The sequence below is a fragment of the Gordonia sp. (in: high G+C Gram-positive bacteria) genome (genome assembly GCF_049299075.1).
Lineage (GTDB): Bacteria > Actinomycetota > Actinomycetes > Mycobacteriales > Mycobacteriaceae > Gordonia.
Genome location: NZ_JBAQWU010000270.1, coordinates 1 through 2,915, shown reverse-complemented (window position 1 = coordinate 2,915; position 2,915 = coordinate 1). Strand labels below are relative to the sequence as shown.

2 protein-coding genes are annotated in these 2,915 nt (G+C 69.9%); both read left to right on the top strand.

Going from position 1 to position 2,915, the window contains the following annotated elements:
* Positions 1-1,635 (top strand): PD-(D/E)XK nuclease family protein (locus WAW85_RS08390; RefSeq protein WP_422559162.1); only part of this gene is annotated, 1,635 nt, incomplete at its 5' end.
* Positions 1,628-2,915 (top strand): ATP-dependent helicase (locus tag WAW85_RS08385; protein ID WP_422559161.1); only part of this gene is annotated, 1,288 nt, incomplete at its 3' end. The genes WAW85_RS08390 and WAW85_RS08385, both read left to right, overlap by 8 nt.

Sequence of the window (2,915 nt, the reverse complement as noted above, 5' to 3'; positions counted from 1 at the left end):
ACTCTGTGGCGCGCGTGGCAACGCTCCGGGCTGGAACGCAGCTGGCTGACCCGGTCGCTGCGTGGGGGCCGCGCCGGCGCGCAAGCCGACCGGGACCTCGATGCCATGCTCGCCCTGTTCGAGGCGGCCGCGGCGTACACCGACAATCTGCCGGCCGGTGGGCTGGACGGCTTTCTGCACTATCTGAGCCAGCTACTGATCCCGCGTGAATCGCGGACCCCGATGGCCGGGATGGAATCGGTGCAGCTGGTTTCCGCGCACGCAGCGGCCGGGCGTGAATGGGAGGTGGTGGCCGTCGCCGGAGTCCTCGACGGACTGTGGCCGTCGCTGCGCAGTCGCGGCAGCGTGCTCGGCACCCCCGCGTTGATCGACGTCCTCGACGGGATCGACGCCGCCGCGCTCAACACTCTCTCGCGCAACTCGCCGATGCTCGCCGACGAACGCCGCCTGCTTCTCGTGGCCTGCACGCGGGCCCGGCGCGAACTACTGGTCACTGCGGTGGAAGACGGTACCGGCGATGCTTCGCCGTCGCGCTTCATCCCGGAGATCGCCGACGCGCTCGGCGGCTATGGCACCGACAACGACCGACACGGCGAATCCGTCGACGACATCCCGCTCGACGGTGGACTGCGCCGGATGCTTTCGCTGCCGTCGATGGTGGCCGAACTGCGCTCGTCGCTAACCGATCCGGCTGGCACGCAGGAGCGGCGGCACGCCGCGGCCGAACTGCTTGCCGACCTGGCCGCCGCCGATGTCCCCGGGGCTGCACCGCACCAGTGGTATGGCCTGCTGGAACCGTCCAGCGAGGCGCCATTGTGGGATCGGGAATCCGGACCGCGGACCCTCTCGCCGTCGAACGTCGAGGCGCTGAGCCAATGCTCGCTGCGCTGGATGCTGGAGCGGCACGGCGGCCGCGACGGCGACGCCGAACCGGCCGTCACCGGCACCCTGGTACATACGCTGGTGCAGGCCGTCGCCGGGCAACTCGACCACGCCGAAGTCACCGCCGCGCTACACGACATCTGGGATCGTGTCGCCTCGCCAGCCGCCTGGTACGGCGATCGTGAACTGCAGCGGGCCGAGGCGATGCTGATGAACTTCCGCACGTGGCTAGAGCAGTCGCGTACGACGCTCAGCGAGGTGGCCGTCGAAGTGGACGTGTCCGCCACGCTGCCGCCCGGTCGCGATGCCCACGGCAATCCCGATGATCTACCAGTGACGTTGATCGGTCGCATCGACCGACTGGAGACCGACGATCTGGGCCGGCCCGTCGTGGTGGACGTGAAGACCGGGAAGACGGTGATCACCGCCGCCGATGCCGCGGCGCACCCGCAGCTCGCCGCCTACCAGCTGGCGCTGGTGCTGGGCGGCGTGGATGGCGTTCCAGCCGGGGCCACCGGTGGTGGCCGACTGGTCTACGTGGCCAGCGCCAACCAGAAGACCGGCGCCGCGCAGCGATCCCAGGACGCGCTTACTCCCGAACAGGTGGACGAATGGATCACCGTGGTGCGCGGTGCCGCGCGCGCGAGCATCGGCCCGCATTTCGTGGCCGAAGTGAACTCCGGGTGCGGGCACTGCGGATTGCACAGCAGCTGCCCGGCGCAACTACGCGGTAAGGCGGTGACAGATGACTGAGCAACACGGCCCGGCCGGCGACGGCGACCGTCCACTGATCGGTGCCCGCTCGCTGTCGGCGGCGCTCGGTCTGCCGCCGCCGACCGACGAGCAAGTGGCCGTGATCGAGGCGCCGCTCGAGCCGATGTTGGTGGTGGCTGGCGCGGGCGCGGGTAAAACCGAGACAATGGCCTCGCGCGTGGTCTGGCTGGTAGCCAATCGGCTGGTGGCACCCGACGAGATCCTCGGCCTCACTTTCACCCGCAAGGCAGCCAGTGAACTCGGTGCGCGCATCCGGCGACGGCTGTCGATGCTGGCTGGGTCGCTGGCGTTGCTGCAGTGGGATCCGGGCGGGGACCTGGCTGCGGTACTGCGCAGCGCCGACGCCGAGGTGAGCACCTATCACGCATACGCGGGGCGGCTGATCGCCGACTACGGCTTGCTGCTGCCGGTGGAACCGTCGTCGACCCTGCTCAGCGAGACCGAACTCTGGCAGCTCGCGTTCTCCGTCGTCACCTCCTGGCCGCACCCGCTGAATACCAGCAAAGTCCCGGCCGGGGTGACCGAAACGGTGTTGAATCTGTATTCGGAAATGGCCGAACACCTCGTCGACGACGCGGCCCTCACCACCGCCGGGACCGAGCTGTACGCGATGATCGACACCCTGCCGAAGGGGGCGCGGCAGCGCGACGCGCCGACCAAAGAGCTGCGCAAGGTGCAGGAAGTGATGGACGAGCGCCGCGAGCTGCTGCCGCTGGTGCGGGCGCTGCGCGCGAAGATGACCGAACAAGGTGCACTGGACTTCGGCAGCCAAATGTCCTTGTCCGCCCGGCTGGTGACCACCCGACCAGAAGCGGTCGACACCGAACGTTCGGGCATTCGCGCGGTTCTGCTCGACGAGTACCAGGACACCGGTCACTCGCAGCGGCTGCTGCTGTCCGCGCTCTTCGGCGGTCCGCCCACCGCCGATCGTCCGGTCCTCGCGGTGACGGCGGTCGGCGACCCCATCCAGTCCATCTACGGCTGGCGGGGCGCGTCGGCGGCCAACCTGCCGCGGTTCGCCGGGGACTTCCCGCGCGCCGACGGCAGCCCGGCGCGACGCCGCGAACTGCTCACCAGTTGGCGCAACTGCCGCGGCACCCTGTACCTGGCCAACGCAGTCTCCGCGCAGCTGCGGGCGCGCGGCGTTCCGGTGTCGACGCTGCGCCCACGCGACGACGCGCCGGAGGGCACTGTCGCGCTCGCCCTCACCGAGACCGTCGTTGACGAACGTGACTGGATCGCCGGGCACGTCGAGGATG